This window comes from Actinoplanes sp. NPDC051851 (genome assembly GCF_040681165.1).
In the GTDB taxonomy this organism is placed as follows: domain Bacteria; phylum Actinomycetota; class Actinomycetes; order Mycobacteriales; family Micromonosporaceae; genus Actinoplanes.
The window spans coordinates 108,857-133,232 of sequence record NZ_JBFAYF010000027.1 but is presented as its reverse complement, the minus strand read 5'-3'; the positions used below and the strand labels follow the sequence as shown (position 1 = coordinate 133,232).

The following is a 24,376-nucleotide window of genomic DNA, read 5'->3' as shown; positions in this document are numbered from 1 at the left end:
GTAACGTGTTGAGTTGACCGGTACTAATAGGCCGAGGGCTTAACCACCCTAAATTTTGTGCTTAGCGTCCACTGTGTGATTCACAGCAAACGAACGACCACCCCCAAGAGTTTTGGGGTTGCTGGTTGGTTCTGCTGATGGCTGTTTCGGTGGTCATAGCGGAGGGGAAACGCCCGGTCTCATTCCGAACCCGGTAGCTAAGCCCTCCAGCGCCGATGGTACTGCACTCGGGAGGGTGTGGGAGAGTAGGACGCCGCCGGACTTAACTTCAGGAAAGGCCCACCCTTCGGGGTGGGCCTTTTTTGTTTTGGGCCGCTTCTGGCCGCCCCTTTTCCGGTCGCCTTTTTCGTGGGCCGGGGTGCGGCTGGGGGCGTACCGGAAAAGGGGTTGAAGTCAGGAACGAGTCTGGATCGCCTCGCGGAACTGGGCGGTGACCCGGGCGGCGTCGGAGACGGCGAGGCCGCTCGGGAAGATGGTGAGGGCGAGGCTGCCGTGGTCGGCCCAGCCGCAGACCGAGATGTCGCCGGAGTCGGACCTGGTGGTGCCGCACTTCATCGAGCCGCCGAGGTCGCCGGCGTCGACGTCGCGCAGGCCGGTGATGCCGCCGTCGGAGTCGGAGACCAGGCTGAACGAGGTCTCCAGGTCCCGGGCCGGGCTCCAGATCAGCGTGGTGCCGCCGAAGACCAGGACCGACTGCTCGGCGGCGTCGGTGTAGACGGCGCCGATGGTCTCGTCGAGGTCGACCTCGGCGGAGAGCGCGGTCTGCAGGTACTCCGCGCTGGAGGTGGCGGCCTCGCCGGTGTCGAGTGCGTAGTCGCCGATGGTGGCGGGCGTGCTGAGCGTGGCGTCCTTCTGCGAGCTGATCTGCCAGCCGAACCAGCCGATCGTGGCGAGACCGGCGACGCTGACCGCGAGCATGGTGGAGAGCACAATCGTGCGGGCCCGCCGGCGGGACGGCGGCGCCTCGACCTCCGTGGCGTCCTGCTCCTCGCCGATCAGGCTGAACGGCGAATCGCTGATCTCGATCGGCTCGGCCTCCGCCTCAGGAGCCTCCGCCTCAGGATCCGCGGGGGAGGCGGAGGACTCTGTGGGCGCTGGGGAGGGTGAGCCACGATCGGACATCAGTGAAGCGTATCGCCCTCCCGGGTGAGTGGAGGTGCGAATACCGGCCGGTTGCCGGGGCTCCGTAGACTTGTCGGGTGACCGATACAACCGAAGCCCGTACCCCTGACAGCCGGCCCACCGGTGGCCTTTCCGCCCAGTACCAGCCGGGCGAGGTAGAGCAGCTGCGGTACGAGCGGTGGGTATCGGAGGGCTACTTCAGCGCGGATCCGAAGAGCGAGAAGCCGGCCTTCACCATCGTCATCCCGCCGCCGAACGTGACCGGGTCGCTGCACGTCGGCCACGCCCTCGACCACACCATCCAGGACACCCTGGTCCGGCTCAAGCGGATGCAGGGCTTCGAGGTGCTGTGGCTCCCGGGCATGGACCACGCCGGTATCGCCACGCAGAACGTCGTCGAGCGCAAGCTCGCCGAGCAGCAGCTCTCCCGCCACGACCTGGGCCGGGAGAAGTTCGTGGAGAAGGTCTGGGAGTGGAAGGCCGAGTCCGGCGGCGCCATCCTGGGCCAGATGCGCCGCCTCGGCGACTCGGTGGACTGGAGCCGCGAGCGCTTCACCATGGACGAGGGCCTGTCCCGGGCGGTCCAGACGATCTTCAAGCGGCTCTACGACGACGAGCTGATCTACCGCGCCAACCGGATCATCAACTGGTGCCCGCGCTGCCTCACCGCGCTCAGCGACATCGAGGTGGAGCACACCGACGACGAGGGCGAGCTCGTCTCGATCCGCTACGGCGAGGGCGAGAACGCGATCGTGGTCGCGACCACCCGGGCCGAGACGCTGCTCGGTGACACCGCGGTCGCCGTCCACCCGGACGACGAGCGGTACAAGCACCTGATCGGCACCGAGGTCGAGCTGCCGCTGACCGGCCGCCGGATCCCGATCATCGCGGACGAGCACGTCGACCCGGCGTTCGGCACCGGCGCGGTCAAGGTGACCCCGGCGCACGACCCGAACGACTTCGAGATCGGCCAGCGGCACGACCTGCCCAGCCTGACCGTGATGGACGAGCGCGCGGTCATCACGGTGCCCGGCCCGTTCCAGGGCCTGGACCGGTACGAAGCCCGTCCGGCGGTCGTCGCCGCGCTGCGTGAGCAGGGGCGGATCGTCGCCGAGAAGCGGCCGTATCTGCACTCGGTCGGGCACTGCTCGCGGTGCAAGACGACCGTCGAGCCGCGTCTGTCGCTGCAGTGGTTCGTCAAGACCGGCCCGCTGGCCCAGGCGGCCGGCGACGCGGTCCGCGACGGCCGGGTGACGATCGAGCCGGCCGAGCTCTCCAAGCGCTACTTCGCCTGGGTCGACAACATGCACGACTGGTGCATCTCCCGGCAGCTCTGGTGGGGGCACCGCATCCCGGTCTGGTACGGCCCGGCCGGCGAGGTGGTCTGCGTCGGACCGGACGAGCAGCCGCCGTCCGGCGAGGGCTGGCGCCAGGACGAGGACGTGCTGGACACCTGGTTCTCCTCCGGGCTCTGGCCGTTCTCCACGCTGGGCTGGCCGGAGCGCACCCCCGAACTGGAGAAGTTCTACCCGACCAGCGTGCTGGTCACCGGCTACGACATCCTCTTCTTCTGGGTCGCCCGGATGATGATGTTCGGGCTCTACGCTGTGCGCGATTCCGATGGGTCCGGCGTGCAGCCGTTCAACGTGGTGAACCTGCACGGCATGGTCCGGGACCAGTTCGGCAAGAAGATGTCGAAGTCCTTCGGCAACGTGGTCGACCCGCTGGACTGGATCAACCGGTACGGCGCCGACGCGACCCGGTTCACGCTGGCCCGTGGCGCCAACCCCGGCTCCGACGTGCCGATCAGCGAGGAGTGGTGCCAGGGCTCGCGGAACTTCTGCAACAAGCTCTGGAACGCCACCCGGTTCGCGCTGATGAACGGCGCCACCGTCGAGGGTGACCTGCCGCCGTCGAGCGAGCTCGGCGCGCTCGACCGGTGGATCCTGTCCCGGCTGCAGCACACCGTGGCCGAGGTCAACGAGCAGTTCGACAGCTACGAGTACGCGAAGGTCTGCGACACGCTGTACCACTTCGCCTGGGACGACGTCTGCGACTGGTACGTCGAGCTCAGCAAGCCGGTGCTGGCGCAGGACACCCCGGAGGCCGCGCGCACCCGGCGGGTCCTCGGCCACGTGCTCGACCAGCTGCTGCGCCTGCTGCACCCGGTCATCCCGTTCGTCACCGAGGAGCTGTGGATCGCGCTCACCGGCGGCGAGACCCTGATGCGGGCCGCCTGGCCGGCGGTGGACCACGCCTACGTGGACGACGCCGCCGAGGAGGAGCTGGCCGCGCTGCAGAAGGTGGTCACCGAGGTCCGGCGTTTCCGGTCCGACCAGGGGCTCAAGCCGAGCCAGCGGGTCTCCGCCGCGCTGACCGGCCTGGGCAACGTCGGGATCGACACGCACGAGCCGCTGATCCGGTCGCTGGCCCGGCTCGACGCGCCCGGCGCCGACTTCACCGCCACCGCGACGCTCGCGGTGACCGGCGGGATCACCGTCGACCTGGACACCCGCGGCGCCATCGACGTCGCGGCCGAGCGGGCCCGGCTGGAGAAGGACCGTGCGGCCGCCGAGAAGGAGGCGACCCAGTGCCGGGCGAAGCTCGGCAACGAGTCGTTCATCGGGAAGGCGCCGGAGCAGGTGGTCACGAAGATCAAGGACCGGCTGGTGACCGCCGAGGCGGACCTGGTCCGGATCGCGGCGGCCCTGGAAGCACTGCCCGCCGCCTGACGTTGTGCTGTCCGCCGGTCCACCGACCGGCGGACCCGCTGAGAAGAAAGCAGAGCATGAGCGAGTACGCCGAGGTCGAGGCCGCGCTGAACGAGCGCGGCTTCACCCGCATGGCCTTCGACATGCAGAAGATCCGGGACCTGATGGACGTGCTGGGCACCCCGCAGCGGGCGTACCCGGCGATCCACCTGACCGGGACGAACGGCAAGACCAGCACGGCCCGGATGGTCGACGCGCTGCTGCGGGCGCACGGGCTGCACACCGGGCGGTACACCAGCCCGCATCTGGAGACCGTGCGCGAGCGGATCAGCCTGGACGGCGAGCCGATCTCCGAGGAGCGGATGGTCGCGACCTTCCAGGACGTGGCCCCGCTGGCCGGGCTGGTCGACGCGAAGTACCCCGAGCCGCTCACCTACTTCGACATGACCACGGCGATGGCGTACGCGGCGTTCGCGGACGCGCCGGTGGACATCGCCGTGGTCGAGGTGGGGCTCGGCGGTGAGGAGGACGCCACCAACGTGATCGACGCCGGGGTGTGCGTGATGACCCCGATCGGGCTGGACCACACCGAGTGGCTCGGCGACACGATCGAGGACATCGCGTGGGCCAAGGCCGGGATCATCCACCAGGGCGCCACGGTGATCTCCGCGCTGCAGACCGAGGAGGCGATGCGGCCGATCCTGGAGCGCTGCGCCGACATGGGGGCGACCCTGGCCCGGGAGGGCAGCGAGTTCGGGGTCGTGGAGCGTACCCAGGCGGTCGGGGGTCAGGTGTTGATCCTCCAGGGTCTCGGCGGTGTCTACGACGAGGTCTTCCTGCCGCTCTTCGGCGCGCACCAGGCGCAGAACGCCGCGCTCGCCCTGGCCGCCGTCGAGGCCTTCCTCGGCGCCGGGCCGGGGAAGCAGCTGGAGATCGAGCTGGTCCGGGAGGGGTTCGCGCAGGTGGACTCGCCGGGCCGGCTGGAGCGGGTGCGCAGCGCGCCGGCGATCCTGCTGGACGGGGCGCACAACCCGCACGGGATGGCGGCGACGGTCACCGCGCTGGAGGAGGAGTTCAGCTTCCGGCACCTGGTCGCGGTGCTCGCGGTCCTCGGCGACAAGGACGTGACCGGGCTGCTCGACCTGCTGGAGCCGGTGGTCGCGCGGATCGTGGTGACGGAGAACAGCTCGCCGCGGTCGATGCCGGCGGCCGAGCTCGGGCAGCTGGCCGTGAACGTCTTCGGTGAGGACCGGGTGACCGTGACCACGGACATGCCGAACGCCATCGAGGAGGCCGTGGTGCTGGCCGAGGAGGACGCGTCCGGCGAGATGAGCGGCGTCGGTGTGCTGATCACCGGGTCGGTGGTGACCGTGGCGGACGCCCGGAAGCTGCTGAAGCGATGAGTGAGCCGGAACGCCGGTCCGGGCTGAAGAACCCGGCGGGGGCGGTCCGCGGCCTGGGGTCGGGGACGCTCGCTCTCGAGGCGATCGTCCTGCTGCTGGCGATCCAGCCGATCCGGGTCCTCGGCGGGGACCTGAGCGGCTGGGGGGTCGGTGCCGTCGTCGTGCTCGCCGTCGCGTGCATCGCGCTGGCCGGGATGATGGGGCGCACGTGGGCCTGGACCGCGGGGACCGTGCTTCAGGTGCTGCTGCTGGCCTGCGGGTTCCTGCACTACTCGCTCGGGGTGCTGGGCGTGCTGTTCGGGCTGGCCTGGTGGTATGCGCTGCACGTGCGGCGGACGATCCTGGGCTGAGGTACGACGGGAAAGGGGGGGGAGCCGGATCACCGGCTCCCCCCCCTTTTTTTCGATCCCTACGGGATGGCGCGCCACTGGGTGATGGCGATGTTGTGGTTGTCGGGGTCGCGGAACGACGCGGACCAGAGTTCGAGCTTGTCGCCGCGGTTGACCGGGCGCGGCAGGTGGACGAACTTGACGCCCTTGGCGCGGAGCTCCTCGTGGACCGCCTCGATGTCGCCGACCTCGAGGTTCAGGTAGATCAGGCGGCCCGCCTCGGAGGAGAGGTTGTGCACCGTACGCAGCACCAGGCGGGTGTCCCCGGAGGCCAGCACGGCGCTGTCCGCGCCGGTGTCGATCTCGTAGAAGCCCAGCGTGTCGCGGTAGAACGCGATCGATCGGGGTAGGTCGGTGACCAGCACGGTGATGCCGACGCCGTGGATCGCGCCGGCCGGGCCGGGGCGGGCGCTGGGGTAGGCGGTGATGATGTCGGCGGTCTTGTCGTCCGGGTCGTTGCGGCCGGAGAAGTCGCCCCACGGGCTTCCCGAACGGGAGGCGGGCGGGGTGTCCGGGTTCTCGTCCAGCGGGATGTCCACCGGGTCGGGGACGACGAGGGGGGACGTCCCGCCGGACGGTGCCGGTGCCGTCGGGAACGGGCGGTCCGGGTCCGGGGCGGTGGGTGGGGCGGTCATCGGGGACGGGGCCGCGTGGACGGCGGTGGCCGTCGGCTCCGGGCGCGTGGACGGGATCGGGGTGGGGCCGGACGGGGGGTTCGGGTCCGGGTTCGGGTACGCGCTCGCCGGGAAGACCGCCGGGGTGTCGTCGGGCTCGCCCGGTTGCATGATGAAGCGGGTCTCGCGCCGAGGGGGCGGGACCGACTCGGGCGAGACGCGCGGCGCCGGCGGCGACACCGGCATGACCGCGGCCGGGGTCTCCGGTGCGGGTGGCGGGGCCGGCTCGTCGAGCGGGACGTCGATCAGCGGGTCCACCTCGGTGTGGGACTCGGTGTGGGACTCGGTGGACGTGCGCTGGGCCGGTGGGCGCATGCCGGTGGCGGTGACGGTGACCGGTTCGACCGTGGCCGTGGCGGTGCCGCCGCGCGGCCGGGGGCTTGGGCGGGAACCGGGTGGACGGTCACCCGAGGAGGCCGGCGGCGAGTTGCGCGCGCTGGGCGGGGTGTAGCCGAAGGCCCGCGGTGGCTCGCTGGGCGCGGCGGGCGGCGGCGGGGGAGCCGCGTGAGCCGCCGACTCCGGCGTGGGTGCCGCCGGGGTGGAGACGGGTGCCGCGGGCGCCGGAGCGGGCGGAGCCGGGGCGGGCGCGGGCCGGGTGGGCGTCGGCGGGGGCTCAGGGGACGCCCAGGGGCTTCGGGAAGCGGGCGGCGGGTCGGTGGCCTCCGTCGGCCACGAGGGGTCCGGAGCCGGCGGCGTAGCGGCCGGAGAGGGCTCCGGGTACGGCGAGGCGGCGTCCGGAGCGGGTGATGCGGCGGGCGGCGGTGCCGGAGACGTCGGGGCGGACGCCTGTGGGGGCGGCGGCGGGTAGTCGCCGTGCGACGTGGACCTGGCCCGGCGGGGCAGCGGGGCGGTGTCGTCCTCGCTGCCGATCACGTGGCCCTCGACGATGGTGCCGTCCGGAGTCTCGCGGACCACCACGGGAGCGGCGTCGTAGCCGGCCGGGTTCTCGTAGCCGGGCTGCGGGCCGGGCTCGTCGACCGTCCAGTCGTCCTCGCGGCCCGTCCACGGTGCCTCCGGGACCAGGCCGAGCACCGCGTCGTCGGTCTCGTCCTCGTCGTCCTCCTCCGGGGGCGGCGGGGGTGGCAGGTCACCCTGCTCGTCGCGGAGCGGGGCGTCCTTCCAGTTGACCCGGACCCGGCGGGTGTCGGCGACGTCGACCGTCACCGGGATGGTGGCGCCGATGACCGGCCACTTGGCGACCGGGACCCGGCCGTCCCGGATGATCTGCTCGGAGTTGCCGAGGCCGGGGACCACCACGATGGCGCGGATCTCGGCACGGCCGTACGCCGGGCCGACCGGAGGCGGAGCGATCTCGAGGACCTCCGCGGTGCACGCGATCGTGGCCTTCCCCCCGATGGGGCGGATGCCTTTCATCATGGTCAGCGCGATCGCCACCGCCAAGACGACGAGGCCGAATATCGCCACTGGCCAGCTCGACATGCCGAGCCCGAAAACGATCACGAAGACCGCGAGCGTGCCCATGACCGCCGCCACCAACTTGCGTGCCGGGGCGATGGGCCGGCCGGCCTGGTTCGCCACTGTGGACCTCCCGGTTGTTCCCGTCAGGTTATGGCCCGTCGGCGGCTCCGCGAAAGTGCGGCAGTACGGGCATCGCTGCTCGCCGTGTTCGCGGTACCGATAGGCTGAACATCGCGCGTGTCGGCCCTGTTCGTCTTCCGGAGGGAACTTCGTGTCCAGCAACACCGAGCGTTCGCTCGTGCTCCTCAAGCCTGACGCGGTCCGCCGCGGTCTGCTCGGCGAGATCCTGTCGCGTTTCGAGCGTAAAGGCCTGGCCATCGAGGCGCTGGAGTTGCGCACGATGGACGCCGAGCTGGCGGACCAGCACTACTCCGATCACGTGGAGAAGGCGTTCTACCCGCCGCTCAAGGAGTTCATGACCAGCGGCCCGCTCGCGGCGCTGGTGCTCTCCGGCGACGAGGTGATCGACGTGGTCCGCGCCATGATCGGCGCGACCGACGGCCGCAAGGCGGCCGCCGGCACGATCCGGGGTGACTTCTCGCTCTCCAACCGGGAGAACCTGGTGCACGCCTCCGACTCCCCGGAGAGCGCGAAGCGCGAGCTCGACCTCTGGTTCCCGGGGCGTTTCTGACCTACCGGGGCGTTTCTGGCGGTTGATCGGGGTCCGGCGCCGTGGCTACAGGGTCTCCAGACTCGCCCGGCGCCGGGACTCCGCCTCGAAGAGGGTGAGCAGGACGGCGGCGAGCACCGCCCACCCGGCGCCGACCAGCAGCTCGGTGGCGAGAGCGGGACCGGCGGCGGTGAAGCCGCGTCCGGCCGCGAAGGACCGGGCGGATTCCGCCGCGTGAGTGATGGGCAGCACCTGTCCGATCTTCACCATCCAGTCCGGCAGGCCCGAGCGGGGCACGTTCACCCCGGTCAGCAGGAGCAGCAGGGCGGCCGAGACGTTCGAGACCACCCAGACGTCGCGGAACCGCAGGCCCAGCGCGCCGAGCGTGAGCCCGAAGAAACCACAGGCCAGCGAGCCGGCGGCGAGCGCGAGGGCGAGACCCGGCAGCGCGCTCCACGGGATGCGCAGGCCGAGCAGCAGTACGCCCATCAGCAGGGTGAACGCCGCGATCAGAAGACCGTTTCCGGCGTACGGCAGGACGCGCCCCCAGAAGATCACGGTGCGGCTGCGCGGGGAGAGCAGGACGTGGCCGAGGGTGCCGTACCGCCGTTCGTTGGAGACCGCCATGGTGCCGCCGAAGACGCACGCCGACGACGCCGCGAGCACCGCGTTGCCGAGGATGAAGAAGCCGTCGTCGGCGACGCCCAGCTGCCGGCCCAGGTAGGCGAAGAAGAGCAGCTGGAACGTGGGGCCGGCGAGCAGCGTGCCGACGTACATCGAGGGCGTGGTCCAGTTGAAGAGGGCGCGGTAGGCGAGCGCGCCGCCGACGCCGATCAGTCGCAGTGTCCTCACGAGAGCGCCAATGTTCCGGCCGCGCGGGCGCGGCGTTCGAAAGAGGTCAGCAGGACCGTGCCGAGCGCGAGGCAGACCAGGCTGATCGCGAGGCAGACGGCGATCGAGGGCCAGACCGGGCCGCCGCCGGTCGCCTCGCGCAGCGCCCGGGTTCCCCAGGTGGTGGGGAGCAGAGCGGCGACCGGGCCGGTCCAGGCGGGCAGCACGCCGAGCGGCACCAGCATCCCGGAGAGCATCCAGACCGGGTACTCCAGCGGGTTGGCGAGTGCGTTCGCGTTGCGCAGCAGCACGAAGGTGGAGGCGAGCAGCAGGCCGAACATGCCGAGGCCGAGCACGCAGACCACGGCGGCGGCGAGGAACGCGAGCGGGTGCGCGAACTCCAGCGGGATGCCGTAGACGACCCGGCCCCAGGCCAGCGTGGCCAGGAGGGCGTACGTGCCGGTCACGGCGGTGGCGGCGGTGATCGGCAGGATCATCATCACCGGCCGCCGGGGCGCCAGCATGATCATCTCCAGGGTGCCGTACCAGCGCTGGTTCTGGATGGCGCCGCCGGAGCCGGTCAGCACCGAGGACCAGACGCCCATCAGCCCGGCGCCGACCGCGGCCTCCAGCAGCCGGTGCGGCTCGTCGGCGGCGCGGAAGAGGTAGACCGCGAGGGTGGCCTGGACCAGCGGGAGGACCATCGCGAGGGTGATCTCCAGTGAGGAGCGGCTCATGTGCTTGGCGTGCATCAGGGTGCCGACCAGCAGCGTGCGCAGTGTCCTCATGACGCGCTCACGATCGCCACGTACGCGTCCTCCAGGGTGGGCTCCCGGCTGTTGACCCGGCCCAGCCGGATGCCGGTCAGCTCGCGCAGCACCTCGCCCTGCACGTCCACGCCGGCGTCCGACTGCACGGTCAGCAGCTGGAGCGTGCCCCGCTCCTCCAGGACGGTCTCGCGGACGCCGGGCAGCCCCCGTAGGGCGGTGACCGTGGTGTCCGGGACGCCGTACGCCTCGACCTCCACCACCCGCCGCCCCTCCGCCCGGCGCCGCAGCTCGGCCGGGGTGCCGAGCGCCTGGATCCGGCCGTCGGCGATCACCGCGATCCGGTCGCAGAGTTCGTCCGCCTCGGCCATGTAGTGCGTGGTCAGCAGCACCGTGGTGCCGCTCTCGGCGAGACCGGCCACGGTGCGCCGCAGCTCCCGGGCGGCGACCGGGTCCACCCCGATCGACGGCTCGTCGAGGAAGAGCACCTCCGGCTCGTGCAACAGGCCGCGGGCGATGTGCAGCCGCTGGCGCATGCCCCGGGAATAGCCCTCGACCCGCTCGCGCTCCCGGCCGGTCAGCCCGACCAGCTCCAGCAGCTCGCCGATCCGGCGCCGCTGGTCCCGCGCGGGTACGCCGTACAGCTCGGCGAAGTAGCGCAGGTTGTCCAGCGCGGAGAGGCGGTCGTAGAGGCCGCGGTCGCCGCCGAAGACGTACCCGATCCGGCGCCGCACCTCGCGGGTCTGCCGGACCACGTCGAAGCCGCAGATCCGGGCGGTGCCGGCGGTCGGGATCAGCAGCGTGTTGAGCATCTTGATGGTGGTCGTCTTGCCGGCGCCGTTCGGCCCGAGGAGACCGAAGAGCTCGCCGCGGCGGACGGTCAGGTCGACGCCGCGCACCGCCTCCACGGTCTCCCGGCGGGGCCGGAGCCAGCCGGTCCGGGTGCGGTAGGTCCGCCGCAGCCCGGTCGCCTCGATGGCGTAGTCACTGTCCACACCGGGGACGCTAGGGAGACCGGGCCGCTCAGGAACCGGATTCGGCTCCGGCCGAATCCCCGCCGATCAGGCTCACCAGCGCCACCCCGGCAGGCTCCAGGCCGTAGAGGACGCGCCGCCCGGCCCGGCGCCGGTGCACCACCCCGGCGGTGAGCAGCGCGGCCAGGTGTTCGGAGACGGTGCTCGGGGCCAGCCCGAGCGTGGTGGCGAGCGCGGTGGTGGTGGCCGGGGTGACCAGTGCGCGCAGCACCGCGGCCCGGCCCCGGCCGACCAGCACGGCCAGCCGGTCGGTGGTGTCCGGCGCGCCGGGCGCCGCACGCTCGGCGAGCACCGCGGCGCCGCGCGACTGGTAGGTCACCATCATCACGTCGGGGTGGTCGGTGGAGCAGCTCAGCGCGCCGCGCGAGAAGATCAGCGGGACCAGCAGCAGGCGCTTCCCGAACGCCTCGTAGGCGTACTCCATCGGCTTGACCAGGGTGAGGACCGGCGGTTCCCAGCGGATCCGCTCGTGCAGGCGGGCCAGCAGCGCGTCCGGTCCGTCGGCGGCGAGCGCCCGGGCCCGCAGCAGCACCTCCTCGTCGAGGGCGGACCGCATCGCCGGCCAGTACGGCGCGACCGCGGCGTCCCAGTACGCGGCGAGCCCGTCGGCCAGCCGGTGCAGCGCGCCCTCCCGGTCGTCCAGGAACGGCCGCAGCAGGCCGGGGACCTCGCCGCCGGGGAAGTGACGCGCCATCTCGGCGGCGACGATCTCGGCCGGGGTCGCCCGGAGGTGGTCCAGCTGGTCGGTGACGGTCGGCGCGGGGGAGAGCGGGACCGGGTTGAGGAAGTCGGGATAGGTGGGGAGCATCTCGAGATAGATCCGGACCGGCTCGGTGGCGGGCACGGTCCGCAGCACCTCCCGCGCCCTCACCGCCCATTCCCGGTACGGCCAGGGAACCTGCGGATGCCTCTGGAGCAGGAAGAGGCCACAGACGATCTCGCCGAGCGGACTGATCGCGATGCGCGTCCGCGCCAGCGTGGGTTCATCCAGCTCGATCCGGATCACGGGAGGAATTCTAGGCTCCGCCCGTACCGGGAGACGCTCTTGATCGTGAAGGGTGCACCGGGTGGTAATGCGCGTGAGGGAATCCGGGGGCGGCCGGTATCGTTGTCGGGACGCAGGCGATGAACCGGCCATCACCGGGGAGCCACCGGAAGAAAGAGCGCGAGCTCGATTAGACCCGGGCGGACCGGCACGCGCGGCAGCCGGCGAATGAGCGGGCGTCTCCGTCAGGGGAGGCCAAGCGAGGTGGTACCGCGGGCGGGAAGACCGCTCGTCCTCGCAGTCATGGCGATGACTGTTTGAGGAGCACCATGTATCCCCAGCACACCGACGCGACCGGGGTTCCGGCCAGCCCGGATCTGCCCGCGGTCGAGCGCGCGGTCCTGGAACACTGGGCGGCGGACAAGACGTTCGAGGCCTCCGTCGAGCAGCGGGCGGCCGGTGACGACGGCGCCGACGAGTACGTGTTCTACGACGGCCCGCCGTTCGCGAACGGGCTGCCGCACTACGGGCACCTCTTCACCGGGTACGTGAAGGACCTGGTGCCGCGCTACCAGACGATGCGCGGCAAGCGGGTGGAGCGGCGTTTCGGCTGGGACACCCACGGCATGCCGGCCGAGATCGAGGCGGAGAAGCAGCTCGGCATCACCACCAAGGCGCAGATCGTCGACCTCGGCATCGACAGGTTCAACGAGGCGTGCCGGACGTCCGTGCTGGCCTATACCAACGACTGGCAGGGGTACGTCACCCGGCAGGCGCGGTGGGTGGACTTCGAGAACGACTACAAGACCCTCGACCCCGGCTACATGGAGTCGGTCATGTGGGCGTTCAAGACGCTGCACGACAAGGGGCTGGTCTACGAGGGGTTCCGGGTCCTCGCGTACTGCTTCCGATGTGAGACGCCGCTGTCGAACACCGAGACACGGATGGACGATGTCTACCGCGACCGGACTGATCCCGCTTTAACGGTGTTCTTCACCTTGGAGACCGGCGAGAAGATCGCGGTCTGGACCACCACGCCGTGGACCTTGCCGTCGAACCTGGCGCTGGCGGTCGGCCCGGATATCGAATATGCGGTTTTATCCGATAAATCTGGACAAAAGTTGCTTGTCGGCGCGGCGCGCGTGGGTGCCTATGCCAAGGAATTGGAAGGTTACGAGCGGGTCGGATCGGTATTCGGCCGGGATCTCGTCGGGCGCCGGTACACCCCACTGTTCGACTACCTGGTCGAGCCCGCCGGGGAGAACGCCTTCCAGGTGCTCGGCGCGGACTTCGTGACCACCGAGGACGGCACCGGCGTCGTCCACATGGCCCCGGCGTTCGGTGAGGACGACCAGAACGCCTGCATCGCGGCCGGCATCCCGACCGTGGTCACCGTGGACGAGGCGACCCGGTTCACCTCGCTCGTCCCGGACTTCCAGGGCATGCAGGTCTTCGAGGCGAACAAGCCGGTGATCGCGGTGCTCAAGGAGCGCGGCGTGGTGCTCCGGCACGACGGGTACACGCACTCGTACCCGCACTGCTGGCGCTGCGACACCCCGCTGGTCTACAAGGCGGTGTCGTCGTGGTTCGTGGCGGTGACCCGGTTCCGGGACCGGATGGTCGAGCTCAACCAGGAGATCACCTGGACGCCGTCGCACATCAAGGACGGCTCGTTCGGCAAGTGGCTGGCGAACGCGCGGGACTGGTCGATCTCCCGGAACCGGTTCTGGGGCTCGCCGATCCCGGTCTGGAAGTCCGACGATCCGCAGTATCCGCGGGTGGACGTCTACGGCTCCTACGAGGAGCTGGCGCGTGACTTCGGGGTGGAGATCAAGGATCTGCACCGGCCGTACGTCGACGAGCTGACCCGGCCCAACCCGGACGACCCGACCGGGAAGTCCGTCATGCGGCGCGTGCCGGAGGTGCTGGACTGCTGGTTCGAGTCCGGGTCGATGCCGTTCGCGCAGGTGCACTACCCGTTCGAGAACAAGGACTGGTTCGAGCACCACTACCCGGGTGACTTCATCGTGGAGTACATCGGGCAGACCCGCGGCTGGTTCTACACCATGCACGTGCTGGCCACCGCGCTCTTCGACCGGCCGGCGTTCCGGAACTGCCTGAGCCACGGCATCCTGCTCGGCGAGGACGGCCGGAAGATGTCGAAGTCGCTGCGCAACTATCCGGACGTGTACCGGGTGTTCGACACGTACGGGTCGGACGCGATGCGCTGGATGCTGATGTCCTCGCCGGTGCTCCGGGGCGGGGACATGCCGGTGACCGAGGTGGCGATCCGGGACTCGGTGCGGCAGGTGCTGCTGCCGCTCTGGAACGTCTGGTACTTCTTCAGTCTTTATGCAAACGCTTCGAGCTATGTAGCGAAAAATAGGACAGACTCGCAACACCTGCTTGACCGATATGTCCTGGCGAAGACCGGCGAGCTGATCGTCGACGTCCAGGCAAAAATGGACGAATACGATATTTCCGGTGCAGCCGCGGCGGTGCGCTCCTACCTCGACGCGCTGACCAACTGGTACGTCCGCCGGTCCAGGGACCGCTTCTGGGAGGGGGACGAGGACGCGTTCGACACCCTCGCCACCGTGCTGGAGACGCTCTGCCGGGTGGTCGCCCCGTTCGCCCCGCTGACCGCCGAGGAGGTCTGGCGCGGCCTGACCGGCGGCCGCTCGGTGCACCTGACCGACTGGCCCTCGGCGGGCGACTTCCCCGCCGACCACGACCTGGTCGCCTCGATGGACGCGATCCGGGACGTGGCGAGCGCGGCGCTCTCGCTGCGCAAGGCCAAGGGGCTGCGGGTCCGGCTGCCGCTGGCCACGCTGACCGTCGCCTCGTCCGGTGCGACCGGGATCGCCGCGCTCGGCGACCTGCTCAAGGACGAGGTCAACGTCAAGGACGTGGTCTTCACCGGCGACGTGGCCGCGTACTGCCGGCAGGTCCTGACCGTGGTGCCGCGGGCGCTCGGCCCCCGGGTCGGCAAGCAGGTCCAGCAGGTGATCAAGGCGGTGAAGGCCGGCGAGTGGGAGCTGGCCGACGGCGCCCCGGTCGCGGCCGGCGTCACCCTGGCCGAGGGGGAGTACGAGCTGAAGCTGGTCGCCGCGGACGCGGAGAACTCCGCCCCGCTGCCCGGCGGCGCGGGCGTGGTGGTCCTGGACACCGCGGTCACCCCGGCGCTGCTCGCCGAGGGGCTGGCCCGCGATGTCATCCGGGTGGTGCAGCAGGCCCGCCGGGACGCCGGCCTGGACGTCTCGGACCGGATCACCCTGGTGATCGAGGCCGCGGAGACGGTCCGCGTCGCGGTCGAGGCGCACCGGGAGTTCGTCGCCGGCGAGACCCTGGCGACCGGACTCTCGTACGCCGGCACCACCGGTTTCGCCGGTGAGGTCGGGGACGGTGAGCCGATCACGGTGTCCGTACGCGCAGTGTGATGTAACCGACGGGTCCGGATGTTCGCCTGACGTGGCGAATGTCCGGGCTCGGCACAAGATCATTAGGTACATCCGGCCCCGGTTCCGATAACCTCACAGCACCCCATTCACCAGGCACCATGGTTCCGGAGGACGAGTTGCCGCTGCTCTACTCGATCGGCAAGGTCACCGTCGGCAATCTGCTGATGGTGGGCTGGCAGCCGCACGTCGAGGGCCTGGAGTTCCTGCCCGCGACGGGTGGCGCGATCTTCGCCGGCAACCACCTCTCCGTCGCCGACGAGCTCTTCCTCGGCGCGGTGGTGCCACGTCATCTGGCGTTCTGGGCCAAGTCCGACTACTTCACCGGCACGGGCGTCAAGGGCTTCCTGAACCGCACGCTGATGGAGGGCCTCGGCGCGATCCGGGTCGAGCGGGCCGGTGGCCGTGCCGCGCTCACCGCGTTCGACGCCGCGATCCCGGCGCTCCAGGGCGGCGACCTGGTCGCGGTCTACCCGGAGGGCACCCGCTCGCCGGACGGCCGGCTCTACCGTGGGCGCACCGGCGTGGCCCGGCTGGCCGTCGCCGCCGGGGTGCCGATCATCCCGGTGGGCATGATCGGCACCGAGAAGGTGCAGCCGATCGGCCGGCTGGTGCCGAAGCCGATGCGCGGCGTCATCTCGGTCAAGTTCGGCAAGCCGATCGACACCGTCGGCCGCAGTGACGACCGCACCGCGCTGCGCGAGCTCACCGACCAGGTGATGTCCGAGATCCAGAAGCTCACCGGCCAGGAGTACATCCCCCGGTACGCGCCGAAGCGCGACGAGGCCGCCTGATCAGGCCCCGAACCGGGGGCTGAGCACCTCGCCGCGCAGCTTCGCCACCAGCGCGGCGCTCTCGTCCAGGGAACGCCGGGTCAGCAGCACGGTCGCCATGCTGCCGTGGTCGGCCCAGGTGCAGACCACCGTGGACACGTCGTTCACCCGGCCGACGCCGCAGCTCTCGTACGCGCCGAACTCGTCGATCTCGTACTCCCGGACGTCGGAGAGCGTGGCGACCCGGGCGAGCTGGCCGGTCACGTCCGAGCCCGGGGTGAACCGCCAGCCGGTCACGCCGAACAGGGTGACCCGCTTGCCGTTGCCGTCGCCGTACACCCCGGCGAACGCGTCACCGGACGAGCCGGCGTCGTTCAGCTGCTCGGCCAGGCGCTCGACCGCCTTCCGGCTCGCCTCGTCGGCCTTCAGGGTCAGGTCGGCGAAGGTGTCCGGAAGTGACGCCGTCGCCGGGAACTGTCCCAGGGCCGGGTACTCGGCGTAGACGTAGGGCGCGCCGAACCAGAGAGCACCGAGCACCAGGATCAGCAGCAGCGCGCGCCGTGGCCGGAACCGCCGCCGCCGCTTCTTCCGCATGTCCGGCGGCGGCCATCCGTCCGGTCGCGCCGGCGGGCGGGGCTGCACGGGTATTCGCGGCGGGGCCGGCTGCGGCTGCGGCTTCGGCGTGGGCGCCACCGAAGCCTGCGCGGCGCCGCGCGCCTTGCGCCACCACTGCTGAGCCCTGGTCCAGGTCTGCGGGGCCGGCGCCGGCTTCGGGGCCGGTGGCAGGCCGCTGCCACTCGCCGGAGGTGGGTAGGTTCCCGGTCGCGGCATGGTTTTCTGAGGTACGTCCGAACGCGCCGGAGCGGTGATCGGTGAGACGTCCGGCCACGGGCTGCCCGCCCGGTCGGCGGATGACCCGCTCCTGGCCGGCGCCGCCTTCTCCACCGGCGCCGCCTTCTCCACCGGAGGCAGGTCGAACCTGGTCGGCGGCAGGTCGGCCAGCCCGGTCAGGTCGGCGCTGTTCCAGATCGGGGTGTCCTGGCCGGCCCACGGGTCGACGGCCGGCATGGTCGGCCACTCGTCGGCCGGTGCCGCCGCGGCCGGGGTGCCGGTGACGCGTTCGCGCAGCCGGGCCCAGACCGACCGCCGGGGTCCCGTCTCCGGCACCGCCGCCGCGCCGCTCCACCGGGGCGGCAGATCCGCGGTCGGCGGGAGGTGACTGGTCGGCGGTTCGTCGCCGGAAACGGCGTCACGCGTCGGGTCGGGCATTCCGGCCGCCGGGGTGCGGTCACCCGGGTCCACGTCGGCCATACTTTTCGATCTCCTTCCACACCCCGCTGAGCAAACGTCTTCACCCAGGTTAGGGACGGTTCGCCAATGGGACGGGCGGGCCGGATACACCCGGGGGCCACGAATGGCGGACAAGGAGGGCGATGTGCGAAACGCTCCGGAGTCGTATGGTTACCCGGACCTGACGGAGCATCGTGTTCGATGAACCCGCAAGTCGGCTTGATCACACGTACTGGGGAGGGCGTGCACCACATGGGCACCACGCAGAGAAACGCCGTCACGGTGACCGGATCCGCGTCCGGACGGCCGATGCTCTTCGCGCACGGCTACGGCTGTGACCAGAACATGTGGCGGTTCGTCACGCCGGCGTTCGAGGACACCCACCGGATCGTGCTCTTCGACCACGTCGGGAACGGGAAGTCCGACCTGGCGGCCTACTCCGACGACCGGTACTCCACTCTCGACGGGTACGCCACCGACATCCTGGAGATCGTCGAGGAGCACGACCTGCGCGACGTCGTCTTCGTCGGCCACTCGGTGAGCGCGATGATCGGCGTGCTGGCCGCGATCCGGCAGCCGGAGCGGTTCGCCGGGATCGTGATGATCGGCCCGTCGCCGCGGTACATCAACGACGACGCGGACGGCTACTTCGGCGGGTTCGGCCGCCCCGACATCGACCAGATGCTGGAGTCGCTGGACAGCAACTACCTGGGCTGGTCCAGCGCGATGGCCCCGGTGATCATGGGCAACCCGGAGCGGCCGGAGCTCGGCGAGGAGCTGACCAACAGCTTCTGCCGGACCGACCCGGAGATCGCCAAGAAGTTCGCCCGGGTCACCTTCCTCTCCGACAACCGGGCGGACCTGCCCCGGCTGCGGGTCCCGTCGCTGATCCTGCAGTGCTCGGACGACGTGATCGCGCCCACCGTGGTCGGCGAGTACGTCCACGAGCACACCGCCGAGAGCACGTTCACCGCGCTCAACGCGACCGGTCACTGTCCGAATCTGAGCGCGCCGGGCGAAACGGTTGACGCGATCAAGTCCTGGTTGTAAACAGCGGGCATGATCGGCGGAGCGGTGGCGTGAGTGAGACTGGCGGGCCGGACGTGACGAATGAGTTACGACTGCCCTGGGACGACGATCCCGAGGACCTGTACGAGCATGCGCCGTGCGGGTATCTGACGACGCTCCCGGACGGCACCGTCGTCCGGGTCAACGAGACCTTCCTGACCTGGACCGGATACTCCCGGGCCGACCTGGTCGGTCACCGGCGGTTCCGTGATCTGCTCACTCCGGGTGATCAGATCTACCACGAGACCCACTACGCGCCGCTGCTGGCGATGCAGAACGAGGTCCACGAGATCGCCCTGGAGGTGGTCGGCGCCGGTGGCCGCCGGTTGCCCGTCCTGGTGAACGCGGTACTGGAACGGGACGCCGGAGGAGCGCCGAGGATCATTCGGACCATGGTGTTCAACGCCACCGAGCGGCGGAGATACGAGCGGGAGCTGCTCAAGGAGCGCCGGGCCGCGGAGGCCTCGGAGAAGCGCGTACAGGTGCTGCAGCAGATCGTGGCGGACCTGGCCGCCGCGCCCACCGAGGCCGAGGTGGCCGAGGCCGTGGTGCGGGCGCCGGAGCCGGCCTTCGGCGCGGCGAGCACCAGCATCTACCTGGTCGACGCGGAGCGGGACCAGCTGATCGCGGTCGCCTCCACCGATCCGACCACCGGCAACTGGGACGACATGCCGCGCTCCTCGGAGCGGGCGGTGGCCGAGGTGGCCCGCCGCGGCGACCTGCACGTGATCGGCAGCCGGCTCGACGCCGACCGGCACTTCCCGGACCTCGCCACCACCATGCGGAGTTCGGGCCGGCACACCGTGGTGCTGCTGCCGCTGACCACCGGGCCGGCCGAGGAGCAGGGCGGGGTGACCGTGCTCGGCGTGCTGGCCTTCAGCTTCACCGCGGAGCGGGTCCTGGACGACGGCGAGCTGCGGGTGATCCGGCTGCTCGGCCAGCAGGCCGGCCAGGCCCTGGACCGCGCCCGGCTCTACGACGACCTGCGCCGCCGGGAGGAGCGGGCCACCTTCCTGGCCGAGACGAACCGGGCCCTCGACGAGGAGCACCGGCTGATGGAGCGGACCCGCCGGCTGCTCGGGCGGGTGGTCCCGGAGATCGCCGACTGGGCGACGGTCCGCCTGCACGTCGGCCCGGCCGGGCTGGTCCAGGAGCTCGGCGGTCCCGCCCCGGACCAGGACCTGCTGGCCGGGCGGATCGCCGAGGCGACGCGGGCGGTGGCGCCGGTCTTCGCCACCGACGGTGACGGCCTCGGCTGTACGGTCCTCCCGATCACCGCCCGTGGTCACGTGCTCGGCACCCTCTCCCTGCGGATGCCGGAGCGCCGGGTGGCCGAGGCCGACCGGATCTTCCTGGGTGAACTGGCCGACCGGGCCGGGCTGGCGATCGAGAACGCCCGCCTCTACGAGCAGGAGCGGGTGGTCGCCCGTACCCTGCAGCGCAGCCTGCTCGCCGCCGACGTGCCCAGCGGCGACCCGCGGTTCACCGTGGAGACCCACTACCAGGCCGCCGCGCAGGACCTGGAGGTCGGCGGCGACTGGTACGACGCCTTCCTGATCACCCCGAACAAGCTGGCCGTGGTGGTCGGCGACGTGGTCGGCCGGGGTCTGGAGGCGGCCAGCACGATGGGGCAGCTCCGCAGCGCGATCCGGGCGCTGGCCTCGGCCGAGAACGGACCGGCCCGGCTGCTGGAGGGCCTCGACCGGTTCTGCCAGCGGGTCGAGTCGGCCCGGATGGCGACCGTGGTCTACGCCGAGATCGACCTGGTGGCGGGGGAGATGGCGTACGCCTGCGCCGGGCACCTGCCGCCGCTGCTGCACGCGCCCGCCGGTGCCGCCGAGTTCCTCACCCAGGGCCGCTCCGGTGCGCTCGGCTCGCGCGCCGGTGACCGGCGCCGGACCGAGCAGCGGATCCGGCTGCGCCCGGGCAGCCGGCTGCTGCTCTACACCGACGGCCTGGTGGAGCGCCGGGACCGGCCGATCGACCGCGGATTCGAGGTGCTCAACCGGGCCTTCAGCCGGCTGCGCGGCGCGCCGATGAAGGGCCTCACCGCCGGGCTCGCCGACACCATGGTCGGCCGGGACCACCGCGACGACGTCTGCCTGCTCGCGATCACGCTCGGTACCGAGGAGCGGCTGGAGCGGATGCTCGGCGCCGACCCGCTGCAGATCGCGCTGCTCCGCTCCGACCTGCGGGAGTGGATGAGCGCGCACGAGGTCGACCAGGACTGCGTGAACGCGGTGCTGCTCGGCTGCTCGGAGGCGGTCGCCAACGCGATCGAGCACGGGTACCGGGACGACCCGTTCGGGGTGGTCGAGGTCTCCGCCACGATCACCGACGAGACGGTGGAGATCCGGGTCGCCGACCGGGGCAGCTGGCGCGGGAACGCGTTCGTCCGCGGCCGCGGCCTGATGCTGATCGAGGAATCCATGGATGAGGTGCTGTTCGACCGGGGCGACGGGACCACGGTCACCATGCGGCGTTATCGAGGGGACATGTCATGACCGACTGCACCGAGCGGCACCCACCCGGAGCGGACGACGGCTTCGCCCGCGAGGGCCGGGAGGGCATGACGAAGGTGGGCACAGCCTGATGACCGACCAGTGGGTGAGCTTCTCCCGCCGGGGGACGGCCGAGCTGGTTCGTCTTCAAGGCGAGATCGACCTGGCGAACGCGCACGACCTGGGGCGGGTGATCGTCGCGCACACCACGATGGCCGACGCCGTGCTGATCGACCTGACCGCCGTCTCGTTCCTGGACAGCGCCGGCGTCCGGCTGCTCGACCTGATCGTCGGCGAACTGGACGAACGGGGCAAGCCGATCAAGCTGGTGGTCGGTGAGCGGGGCGCGGCGGCGATGACGTTGCAGCTCTGCGCGTTCCGGACCGATCTGCTCGCCACCGACCTGGACCGGGCGGCCGCGGAACTGGACGGATAACGCCGCCCGGCGGGCCCTCGCGTACCCTGGACACCCATGAGCGTGAGTTCCGTCTTCCCGCAGCTCGAGCAGCTGCTGCCCCGGGTCAGCAAACCGATCCAGTACGTGGGTGGCGAGCTCGGCGCCGTCGTCAAGGACTGGGACGCCACGGTCGTCCGGTGGGCTCTGATGTACCCGGACGCGTACGAGGTGGGCCTGCCCAACCAGGGCGTCCAGATCCTCTACGAGGTGCTCAACGAGCAGCCCGACGTGCTCGCCGAGCGGACGTACTCGGTCTGGCCGGACCTCGAGGCGCTGATGAAGGAGAACGGCGTCCCGCAGTTCACCGTCGACGCGCACCGCCCGGTCAAGGCGTTCGACGTCCTCGGGCTCTCGTTCGCCACCGAGCTGGGCTACACCAACATGCTCAGCGCGCTCGAGCTGGCCGGGATCCCGCTGGACAGCGCGGACCGTACGGTCGACGACCCGATCGTCCTGGCCGGCGGCCACGCCAGCTTCAACCCGGAGCCGATCGCCGACTTCATCGACGCCGCCGTGCTCGGCGACGGCGAGGAGGCGGTCCTGGAGATCACCGGGATCATCCGGGAGTGGAAGGCCGAGGGCTGCCCGGGAGGCCGGGACGAGATCCTGCTCCGCCTGGCGCGGACCGAGAGCATCTACGTGCCGCGCTTCTACGACGTCGACTACCTGCCCGACGGCCGGATCCAGCGGGTCGTGCCGAACCGTCCGGACGTGCCGTTCCGGGTGGCCAAGCGGACGACGATGGACCTGGACGCGTGGCCGTACCCGAAGAAGCCGCTGGTCCCGCTCGCCGAGACGGTCCACGAGCGGTATGCGGTGGAGATCTTCCGGGGTTGCACCCGGGGCTGCCGGTTCTGCCAGGCCGGCATGATCACCCGCCCGGTGCGGGAGCGGTCGATCACCACGGTCGGCCAGATGGTCAAGGAGGGCCTGGAGTTCTCCGGGTACAGCGAGGTCGGCCTGCTCTCGCTCTCCAGCGCCGACCACTCGGAGATCGGCGACATGTGCTCCGGCCTGGCCGAGCAGTACAAGGACACCAACGTCTCGCTCTCGCTGCCGTCCACCCGGGTCGACGCGTTCAACATCGACCTGGCGCAGGAGCTGTCCCGCAACGGGCGGCGGACCGGCCTCACCTTCGCGCCGGAGGGGGGCTCGGAGCGGATCCGCAAGGTCATCAACAAGATGGTGACCAAGGAGGACCTGATCCGGACCGTGGTCACGGCGTACTCGAACGGCTGGCGGCAGGTGAAGCTCTACTTCATGTGCGGCCTGCCCAGCGAGACCGACGAGGACGTGCTCGAGATCGCCGAGATGGCGCACGAGGTGATCCGGGCCGGTCGCGAGGCCGCCGGTACCAAGGACATCCGCTGCACGGTGTCGATCGGCGGGTTCGTGCCCAAGCCGCACACCCCGTTCCAGTGGGCGAAGATGGACACGCCCGAGGTGATCGACGGCCGGCTCAAGATGCTCAAGAACGCGATCAACAGCGACCGGTCGCTGGGCCGGGCGATCGGCTTCCGCTACCACGACGGCGAGCCCTCGCTGATCGAGGGCCTGCTCTCCCGCGGTGACCGCCGGGTCGGCAAGGTCATCCGCGAGGTCTGGGAGCAGGGCGGCCGGTTCGACGGCTGGTCCGAGCACTTCTCCTTCGCCCGCTGGGTGGCGGCCTGCGACACGGTCCTCCCCGGTTTCGGCGTCGACCTGGACTGGTACACGACCCGGGAGCGCGAGGAGGCCGAGGTGCTGCCCTGGGACCACCTCGACTCCGGCCTCGACAAGGACTGGCTCTGGCAGGACTGGCAGGACTCGATGTCCGAGTTCGAGCAGGACGACTGCCGCTGGACGCCGTGCTTCGACTGCGGCGTCTGCCCGTCGATGGACACCGAGATCCAGATCGGCCCGACCGGCAAGAAGCTTCTTCCCCTGACCCCGGTTAACCACCTGAGGGTCCCCGCTTAGGAGACAGAGATTCCCCCGAAGAACCAACCCGTGGGCGGTCAGGCCCCGGTGGTGCAGCGGATCCGCCTTCGCTACGCGAAGCGCGGTCCGCTGCGTTTCACCTCACACCGGGACTTCGCCCGTGCCTTCGAGCGCGCGCTGCGCCGGGCCGCCGTGCCCATCGCCTTCTCGCAGGGCTTCACCCCACACCCCAAGATCTCGTACGCCAGTGCCGCGCCTACCGGCGTCGGCAGCGAGGCGGAGTACCTGGAGATCGGTCTGCAGGCCGAGGTCGACCCGGAGCAGCTACGGATCGCCCTGGACGCCGCGCTCTCACCCGGCCTCGACGTGCTGGAGGCCGTGCTCGCCGGACCGGGTAACCTGCCCGACCGGCTCGAGGCCTCCCGCTGGCGGATCGAGCTCACCGGTGTCGGCACCGGCGACGCGGAGAAGGCGGTCGCCGCGTTCCTGGACTCGTCCGAGGTGCTGGTCGAACGCATGACCAAGCAGGGCCGCCGCTCCTTCGACGCGCGCGCCGCGGTCGTCGGGTGCATGGTGGAAGGAGCGCCGGACCTACCTTCCGGGGCCGGTGGAGTACCGTGTGCGATAATCGACCTTGTCGTACGGCAGGTGACGCCCGCCGTGCGGCCCGATGACGTCCTTTCCGGCCTGCGCGTGGTGGCCGGCCTGGAGCCGCCGGTCCCCGCGAGGGTGACCCGGCTGGCCCAGGGCACACTCACCGCGCAGGGGGAGATCGTCGATCCGTTGGAGGCGGATCGCGAGGCCGTCGGCATCGGCGGACGCTAGCCGGGATCCGGCCGGCGTCCATTGGACAGACTTCGGCAGCCCGTCCGCCTCGGACGGGCCCGAAACACTTGCAGCGACC

At 71.1% G+C, this 24,376-nt stretch carries 18 protein-coding genes and 1 rRNA gene; 12 read left to right on the top strand and 7 right to left on the bottom strand.

What is annotated here, in order from left to right:
* Positions 1-145 precede the first annotated feature (145 nt).
* Positions 146-262 (top strand): 5S ribosomal RNA (gene rrf, locus AB0M08_RS25140).
* A gap of 131 nt (positions 263-393) precedes the next feature.
* Here rrf and AB0M08_RS25135 read toward each other — a convergent pair.
* Complete coding sequence (locus AB0M08_RS25135; RefSeq protein WP_364497738.1) at positions 394-1,122, bottom strand: hypothetical protein; 729 nt, start codon at positions 1,120-1,122, stop codon at positions 394-396.
* 77 nt (positions 1,123-1,199) lie between these two features.
* Between AB0M08_RS25135 and AB0M08_RS25130 the strand changes: the two genes are divergently transcribed.
* Genes AB0M08_RS25130 through AB0M08_RS25120 form a run of 3 tightly spaced genes read left to right on the top strand, consistent with a single transcriptional unit; the run spans position 1,200 to position 5,586 of the window.
* On the top strand, positions 1,200-3,854 hold the full coding sequence (locus AB0M08_RS25130; protein WP_364497735.1) for a valine--tRNA ligase: 2,655 nt from the start codon (positions 1,200-1,202) through the stop codon (positions 3,852-3,854).
* 56 nt (positions 3,855-3,910) lie between these two features.
* Positions 3,911-5,236: a folylpolyglutamate synthase/dihydrofolate synthase family protein gene (locus AB0M08_RS25125; protein WP_364497732.1), complete on the top strand. Its 1,326-nt coding sequence runs from the start codon at positions 3,911-3,913 to the stop codon at positions 5,234-5,236.
* Positions 5,233-5,586: a DUF4233 domain-containing protein gene (locus tag AB0M08_RS25120; RefSeq protein ID WP_364497729.1), complete on the top strand. Its 354-nt coding sequence runs from the start codon at positions 5,233-5,235 to the stop codon at positions 5,584-5,586. The genes AB0M08_RS25125 and AB0M08_RS25120 overlap by 4 nt, the downstream gene beginning before the upstream one ends.
* Positions 5,587-5,645: 59 nt before the next feature.
* Here the strand turns inward: AB0M08_RS25120 and AB0M08_RS25115 are convergent, their stop codons facing one another.
* A complete protein-coding gene (locus AB0M08_RS25115; RefSeq protein WP_364497726.1) occupies positions 5,646-7,838 on the bottom strand; it encodes a VOC family protein in 2,193 nt (730 codons plus the stop codon).
* A 151-nt stretch (positions 7,839-7,989) separates the two neighbouring features.
* On the opposite strand from AB0M08_RS25115, the gene ndk reads away from it, so the two are divergent.
* Positions 7,990-8,409, top strand: coding sequence for a nucleoside-diphosphate kinase (gene ndk, locus AB0M08_RS25110; RefSeq protein ID WP_364497723.1), 420 nt, complete (start codon positions 7,990-7,992; stop codon positions 8,407-8,409).
* Between the two features lie 45 nt (positions 8,410-8,454).
* On the opposite strand, the gene AB0M08_RS25105 is transcribed toward ndk, so the two are convergent.
* Genes AB0M08_RS25105 through AB0M08_RS25090 form a run of 4 tightly spaced genes read right to left on the bottom strand, consistent with a single transcriptional unit; the run spans position 8,455 to position 12,026 of the window.
* Positions 8,455-9,240, bottom strand: coding sequence for an ABC transporter permease (locus tag AB0M08_RS25105; protein ID WP_364497720.1), 786 nt, complete (start codon positions 9,238-9,240; stop codon positions 8,455-8,457).
* Complete coding sequence (locus tag AB0M08_RS25100) at positions 9,237-10,007, bottom strand: ABC transporter permease (RefSeq protein ID WP_364497717.1); 771 nt, start codon at positions 10,005-10,007, stop codon at positions 9,237-9,239. The genes AB0M08_RS25105 and AB0M08_RS25100 overlap by 4 nt, the downstream gene beginning before the upstream one ends.
* Positions 10,004-10,981, bottom strand: a complete 978-nt coding sequence (locus tag AB0M08_RS25095; RefSeq protein ID WP_364497714.1) for an ABC transporter ATP-binding protein — start codon at positions 10,979-10,981, stop codon at positions 10,004-10,006. The genes AB0M08_RS25100 and AB0M08_RS25095 overlap by 4 nt, the downstream gene beginning before the upstream one ends.
* Before the next feature lie 28 nt (positions 10,982-11,009).
* Positions 11,010-12,026, bottom strand: coding sequence for a helix-turn-helix domain-containing protein (locus AB0M08_RS25090; protein ID WP_364497711.1), 1,017 nt, complete (start codon positions 12,024-12,026; stop codon positions 11,010-11,012).
* A 308-nt stretch (positions 12,027-12,334) separates the two neighbouring features.
* Here AB0M08_RS25090 and ileS point away from each other — a divergent pair, with 308 nt between their 5' ends.
* Both ileS and AB0M08_RS25080 read left to right on the top strand, forming a co-directional pair.
* A complete protein-coding gene (gene ileS, locus AB0M08_RS25085) occupies positions 12,335-15,445 on the top strand; it encodes an isoleucine--tRNA ligase (protein WP_364497708.1) in 3,111 nt (1,036 codons plus the stop codon).
* A 137-nt stretch (positions 15,446-15,582) separates the two neighbouring features.
* Entirely contained in the window at positions 15,583-16,257 is a 675-nt protein-coding gene (locus tag AB0M08_RS25080) for a lysophospholipid acyltransferase family protein (protein ID WP_364497744.1), read from the top strand.
* Here the strand turns inward: AB0M08_RS25080 and AB0M08_RS25075 are convergent, their stop codons facing one another.
* On the bottom strand, positions 16,258-17,547 hold the full coding sequence (locus AB0M08_RS25075) for a hypothetical protein (RefSeq protein ID WP_364497705.1): 1,290 nt from the start codon (positions 17,545-17,547) through the stop codon (positions 16,258-16,260).
* 231 nt (positions 17,548-17,778) lie between these two features.
* Here AB0M08_RS25075 and AB0M08_RS25070 point away from each other — a divergent pair, with 231 nt between their 5' ends.
* The 5 genes from AB0M08_RS25070 (at position 17,779) to AB0M08_RS25050 (ending at position 24,297) form a co-directional block, all read left to right on the top strand.
* On the top strand, positions 17,779-18,576 hold the full coding sequence (locus AB0M08_RS25070; RefSeq protein WP_364497703.1) for an alpha/beta hydrolase: 798 nt from the start codon (positions 17,779-17,781) through the stop codon (positions 18,574-18,576).
* Positions 18,577-18,605: 29 nt separating this feature from the next.
* On the top strand, positions 18,606-21,098 hold the full coding sequence (locus tag AB0M08_RS25065) for a SpoIIE family protein phosphatase (RefSeq protein WP_364497700.1): 2,493 nt from the start codon (positions 18,606-18,608) through the stop codon (positions 21,096-21,098).
* Positions 21,099-21,186: 88 nt separating this feature from the next.
* Entirely contained in the window at positions 21,187-21,531 is a 345-nt protein-coding gene (locus AB0M08_RS25060; RefSeq protein WP_364497698.1) for an STAS domain-containing protein, read from the top strand.
* Between the two features lie 36 nt (positions 21,532-21,567).
* Positions 21,568-23,511, top strand: coding sequence for a TIGR03960 family B12-binding radical SAM protein (locus tag AB0M08_RS25055; protein WP_364497695.1), 1,944 nt, complete (start codon positions 21,568-21,570; stop codon positions 23,509-23,511).
* 51 nt (positions 23,512-23,562) lie between these two features.
* Positions 23,563-24,297 carry a TIGR03936 family radical SAM-associated protein gene (locus AB0M08_RS25050; RefSeq protein WP_364497742.1) on the top strand — a complete coding sequence of 245 codons (735 nt, stop codon included), beginning with the start codon at positions 23,563-23,565 and terminating at the stop codon, positions 24,295-24,297.
* Positions 24,298-24,376 lie beyond the last annotated feature (79 nt).